The organism is Streptomyces sp. NPDC002742 (assembly GCF_042888885.1).
Classification (GTDB): Bacteria; Actinomycetota; Actinomycetes; order Streptomycetales; family Streptomycetaceae; genus Streptomyces.
Window position 1 is genome coordinate 1 of the sequence record NZ_JBIAQF010000060.1, and the last position, 5446, is coordinate 5446.

The window sequence follows — 5446 nt, forward strand, 5'->3', positions numbered from 1 at the left end:
CGCCAGATCGCCGATGCCGCCGATCCCGAGGCGATGCGCGTCCGCATGGTCAAGGAGTACAAGGCCGAGCTGATGCACCCCTACTACGCGGCGGAACGCGGCCTCGTCGACGACGTCATCGACCCCGCCGAGACCCGCGAGACCCTGATCAGAGCGCTGACCATGCTCTGGTCCAAGCACGCCGATCTGCCCTCCCGCAAGCACGGCAATCCGCCACAGTGACAGGGCACTCGACCGCATCAGCCCAAGGGAGGCACCACACATGCAGGGGCAACCGACGAGGAGCAGGACAGTGCGCGTTCGGATCGCGCTCGACGTGATCTGCGTTCACTCCTACCTCGGCTACACCCGCTTCACCCGTGCGGCGGACCGGCTCCGCGCCGAGGGCCACCTCGTCCAGGTGGAGTTCCTCCCCTTCGAGCTCGCGCCGGGCGCGGGCACCGAAGGGGCACCCCTGCTCCCCGTGCTGGAGCAGGTGTTCGGCCCTCAGGCCGTGCAGCAGACCCTCCGGTTCGCCGAGCAGGTGGCCGCGGAGGGACTGGAGCTGCACTACGAACGCGCCGTGGCGACCGGCACGTTCGAGGCTCACCTGCTCATCGCCCGGGCCGCGCGGCAGGGCCGGGCCGAGCAGATGGTGGAGCGTCTCTTTCGCGCGCACTTCACCGACGGACTGCACATCGGTGACGCCGCCACCCTCGCCCGACTCGCCGGGGAAGCCGGCGTCACCACGGACGGCTCCGGCTCGGGAGCGGCGGAAACCGCACCGGAGACGGCTGCCGCGACCGACCGGCTGCACGGCGAACTCGACCGCGTGCGTCGGCTCGGCATCACCGGTGTGCCGGTGTTCTTCATCGGCGACGCACGGCCATTGACCGGATCACAGTCGGAGGCCGTGCTGCTCTCGGCACTTCGTGAGGCGGCACTGTCCGCCTCCGACAGCTGACCGGAGTGTCCGAACCCTCAACTTTCGTACCGAGGCACGACAGATCCATGTCAAGCGCGTGGTGACGTGCCGCGGGTGCTGGTTGGCTGAACTCCACCCCCGCTCCGCATCCGCCAATGCGGTGACCTGTCGGCATCCCTGTACAGATAGGGCTCAACATGTTTTCGCGACGTACGTTCCTGGGCTCCGCGATAGCGGTGGCCGGTGCCACCGCGGGGTTCACGGCATTGAATTCCACCGCGGCCCGGGCCGCCGCCCAGGCCGACCCGGAGGTGATCGTCAGGCCGGGCGACGCCCGGTACGCCGAGCTCACGGGACGCGGCTACAACAGCCGTTTCGTGGCCACGCCGGACGAGATCTGGCTCGTGCACTGCGCCTCCCAGGTGGAGAAGGCGGTCAACCGGGCCATCGCCAACAACCAGCGCATCACGGTACGCGGCGGCGGTCACTGCTTCGAAGGTCTGGTCGACGACCCCCAGTTCCGTGTGCTCGTCGACCTGTCCGAGATGAAGGGCGTCACCTTCGACCCGACGATGAACGCCTTCGCCGTCCAGGCCGGCGCCCGGCTGGGCGAGGTCTACAAGGCACTGTACGAAGGCTGGGGCGTCACGGTCCCGGGCGGCGTGTGCCCGGAGGTCGGAGTCGGCGGTCACGTCTCCGGCGGCGGGTACGGCCCGCTGTCCCGTCGCCACGGCCTCATCGTGGACCACTTGTACGCCGTCGAGGTCGTCGTCGCGGACAAGCACGGCAGGGCCCGTACGATCATCGCCACCCGTAACGCGAACGACGAGAACCGCGACCTGTGGTGGGCGCACACCGGCGGTGGCGGCGGCGGGTTCGGCATCGTGACGAGGTTCTGGTTCCGCACGCCGGGCGCCTCCGGCAGCCCTTCCTCGCTCCTGCCCAAGCCGCCCGCGCGGATGCGCGAGACCTTCGTGACCTGGCCCTGGGCGCAGCTGACCGAAGCGGGCTTCACGCGTCTGGTGCTCAACCACGGCGCCTGGCACGCCGCGAACAGCGCTCCGGAGTCGGTGTATTCGTCGATGCACAGCTCGCTGCAGCTGCACTCGTCGATCGCGGGCACGGTTCAGCTGGAGATCCGTATGGACGCGACGCTCGCGAACACCGCCCAGCTCCACGACGACTACATCGCCGCGGTGAACGCGGGCGTCGGGGTGCAGCCGACGGTCGACGTCAAGGAAGGCACCTGGCTGGAGATCGCCCTGGAGCCGACCGCCAGCTACGGCGCGTACTCGCGCCAGAAGTCCATGGGCGGCCATCTGCGCAAGCCGCTGACGGCCACCCAGGTCGGCGCGGTCTACCGCTCGCTGACCGACCCCAGCCACTACGGCGTCGGCCTGGTGTACCTGGCGGCCTACGGCTGCAAGATCAACACGGTGTCGTCGTCCGCGACCGCGATCCCGCAGCGGGACTCCGTCATCAAACTCTGGTACTCCAACAACTGGTCCGACCCGACGACGGACGAGGTCGAGGTCAACTGGGTGCGCACGCTGCGCAAGAACGTCCACGCCTCGACCGGCGGCTTCCCCGCGCCCAACGCCCAGCAGGACGGCGGCTACATCAACTACCCCGACATCGACATGCGCGACCCGGCGCAGAACCTGTCAGGGGTGCCCTGGTACTCGCTCTTCTGGAAGGACAACTACCCCAGGCTGCAGCGAGTCAAGAACACCTACGACCCCAAGAACGTCTTCCGGCACGCCCTGTCCCTGAACCCCACCTGACGGACCGCTCGGGCGGCCGGTCCTCGCGCCGCAAGCGCACGGCCCATCTCCACGACCACCGCGCCGGGACCTGGCAGCTACCGGTCCCGGCGCGGCACGACAGCCCGGAGGACTCCATGACCAGCAGTATCCCCGCTGCCGACCACCCCGCCGCGGGAAGACGAACGCTGCCCGCATGGCAGGCGGTGGCGGGGGCCGCGGCTCTCGCCGCGGTCGTCAATCTGATCGTCCTGTTCATCGGTGACGCCGCCGGCGCCTCGCTGGTTCTGGAGCTCAACGGCAAGCCCGACGAGATCGGCGCCAGTGACGTGATCTTCATGTCGATCGCCGCGCCGGTGCTCGGCATCACGGCCGCCGTGCTCCTGGCCCGCTGGAAGCCGGTGTTCCTTCGGGTGGGCCAGCTCGTCGGCGGTGGGGTGGCGCTGCTCACGGCCATCGGCCCGTTGACCCAGAACACCGACGGCGGGACCGCCGCCACTCTGGTCACGATGCACCTCTTCGTCGGCTTCGTGGCGGTGGCGGCGCTGGAGGCGATCCGCCGGTCCCGCGCCTGACACACGGAGTCCGCCCGGCGGCTCTCCGGAACCCGGTCGGGTTCCGGAGAGCCGCCGACGTCTTTCGGGAAGGAACCATGGCAGCAGAGAAAGACAGCACAGTCGACGTCTCCCCGGTGATGACCGCGCACTCCTGGCGCATCACCAGCGGTTCACCGACCGCCGAGGAGGTCGCCGCGGTCGCGGTGGCACTCTCCACCGTTCTGTCCGCGCGTGCCTCGCAGGCGCCCCCGGAGACGGGCCCGGACTCTCGGAACAGCGCCCGCTGGACACTGTTCTCGGCCAGGCGCAGGACAGCCACGTCCTGGGCCGCCGACCCTCGGCCGGGCTGGCGCGGCGCGGCATGACGAGACCCCCCCGAGCGGCCTTCGCCCGACGGGTCACCGATCCCGTCGGCGATTCCACGACGGGCCTCGAAAGAGGGCGGACCGGCCGGTCGCCATTGACCGAGCAGGCCCGAGTTCAAAACTTCGTCCAGGTACTTCCCGAGCCGGGTACGCACTGGAACACAAGGTGAATCCCTCGGAGGAGGCAACCACCGTCCAAAGCGTGCCGGGTGACCGTCATGAGGGATCAGACGTGCCCCAGGCGAAAACCGACACCGCGGGCAGTGACGATCCAGCCACTCGAACCCAGCTTGCTCCGCAAGCTGCTGACGTGCGTGTCGATGGTGCGCCCCGGCTCCGACCGGGAGTCCCTCCAGACCTGCGCCATGATCTGCCTGCGAGTGACCACGCTGCCCGGGTGCGAGGCGAGCAGGTAGAGCAGATCGAATTCCTTGCGCGTCACCTCCACGGGCCTGCCGGCGAGGCTGATCTGCCGGGCGCGCGGATCGATACCGAGCGGACCGACGGTGATGGCCTCCGCGGCGGCGGAGACCGGCTGACGCAAGGCCCGCCGCATGACGGCTTCGATGCGGGCGATCAGTTCGGCGAGACTGTAGGGCTTGGTCACGTAGTCGTCCGAACCCGCGCGCAGACTGAGCACCCGGTCGAGCTCCGAGTCACGAGCCGTGACCACGATGATCGGCACGTCGCAGACGGTCCGGATGCTGCGGCAGAGCTCGACCCCGTCGAGGTCGGGCAGGTCCAGGTCGACGAGCAGCAGATCGGCGCTCCGGAACCTCTGTAACGCCTGAGCTCCGGTCGGCACGCTCTCCGCCTGGAACCCGTGCCGGCCCAGGTTGCGGATGAGCGCTTTCGCGACCTCGGGCTCACTGTCGACGGATAGCACACGCAACGCCTTGCGGGATCGCCTCGCCTCAGGTCTGGCCTGCGCATTCCGCACGGCAAGCTGTTGCGAAGTGCTCGTTTGCAGAAACCTTATGGAACGATTCCCCATCCGCGATTCCCCCTACATTCATCCATTAAAGCGAGCGTCGCGCCAATCAATAGAAGGTCTCCATCGAGGGTACAGACCACGCAGCCGATCCGTCAAAGATCAATAATTGACGCTCAACGATAAAGGAAATGAGAAACGGCGCCGAAACAATAAAAACTGGAGAATGAATCATCCAGGCTGCGGCGCGCCGCCTGGCGCCCGGCTCTTCACAAGCACTCAACCACCGATGCCGACGCGCCCGGCCTGCCGTTCTATCGTTCGGCCAATTTCACCAGTCCCCCGTACACACCCGTTCCAGACTCTCACGATACATCGTACACGGGCGCGCGTACGACGTATACGTGCGCCAAGTCACTCCGCCTCGCGCGGCGAAGCGCGGGTCCCGGCCAAAACAGCACACTATCGAGACGCTTTACGGAGAAGCAGAGGTGGATCGGCCACCTTCTGGCCGACACGCCGCTGAGTCGATCTTGACATCGCCAGAGGAAAGGGAACGCGAATATGATTTCTGCACGTACTGCGGGAGATCATGCGCCGAAATCGAAGGACGTCCTCCGGCTGAATCGGGTGATCATCCGGTTCGCGGGGGACTCCGGTGACGGTATGCAGCTCACCGGCGACCGCTTCACCGCAGGGACGGCGTCTTTCGGCAACGACCTCTCGACCCTGCCGAACTTCCCTGCCGAGATCCGCGCGCCCGCAGGCACCCTGCCGGGCGTTTCGTCGTTCCAACTGCACTTCGCCGACCACGACATCCTCACCCCCGGTGACGCGCCCAACGTGCTGGTGGCCATGAACCCGGCCGCGCTGAAGGCGAACATCGCCGATGTGCCGCGCGGCGCGGAGATCATCGTCAACACGGA

At 67.9% G+C, this 5446-nt stretch carries 7 protein-coding genes; 6 read left to right on the forward strand and 1 reads right to left on the reverse strand.

Features of this window, described 5'->3' with window-relative positions:
• From ACFYW8_RS44310 to ACFYW8_RS44330, 5 genes are all read left to right on the forward strand, one after another.
• Positions 1 to 222, forward strand: a 222-nt coding sequence (locus tag ACFYW8_RS44310; protein ID WP_389093763.1) for a carboxyl transferase domain-containing protein, incomplete at its 5' end; no start/stop codon positions are given.
• 70 nt (positions 223 to 292) lie between these two features.
• Positions 293 to 943, forward strand: a complete 651-nt coding sequence (locus ACFYW8_RS44315) for a DsbA family protein (protein ID WP_389093768.1) — start codon at positions 293 to 295, stop codon at positions 941 to 943.
• A gap of 158 nt (positions 944 to 1101) precedes the next feature.
• Positions 1102 to 2688, forward strand: coding sequence for an FAD-binding oxidoreductase (locus ACFYW8_RS44320; protein ID WP_389093772.1), 1587 nt, complete (start codon positions 1102 to 1104; stop codon positions 2686 to 2688).
• A gap of 116 nt (positions 2689 to 2804) precedes the next feature.
• The gene (locus ACFYW8_RS44325) at positions 2805 to 3242 is read left to right on the forward strand and encodes a DUF6069 family protein (protein ID WP_389093776.1); all 438 of its coding nucleotides are present in this window, start codon (positions 2805 to 2807) and stop codon (positions 3240 to 3242) included.
• A gap of 77 nt (positions 3243 to 3319) precedes the next feature.
• Positions 3320 to 3589: an acyl-CoA carboxylase epsilon subunit gene (locus tag ACFYW8_RS44330; RefSeq protein WP_365882826.1), complete on the forward strand. Its 270-nt coding sequence runs from the start codon at positions 3320 to 3322 to the stop codon at positions 3587 to 3589.
• Between the two features lie 226 nt (positions 3590 to 3815).
• Here ACFYW8_RS44330 and ACFYW8_RS44335 read toward each other — a convergent pair whose 3' ends face one another.
• Positions 3816 to 4583, reverse strand: a complete 768-nt coding sequence (locus ACFYW8_RS44335) for a response regulator transcription factor (RefSeq protein WP_365882828.1) — start codon at positions 4581 to 4583, stop codon at positions 3816 to 3818.
• Positions 4584 to 5084: 501 nt separating this feature from the next.
• Here ACFYW8_RS44335 and ACFYW8_RS44340 point away from each other — a divergent pair.
• A partial coding sequence (locus ACFYW8_RS44340) for a 2-oxoacid:acceptor oxidoreductase family protein (protein WP_389093785.1) occupies positions 5085 to 5446 on the forward strand: 362 nt, incomplete at its 3' end.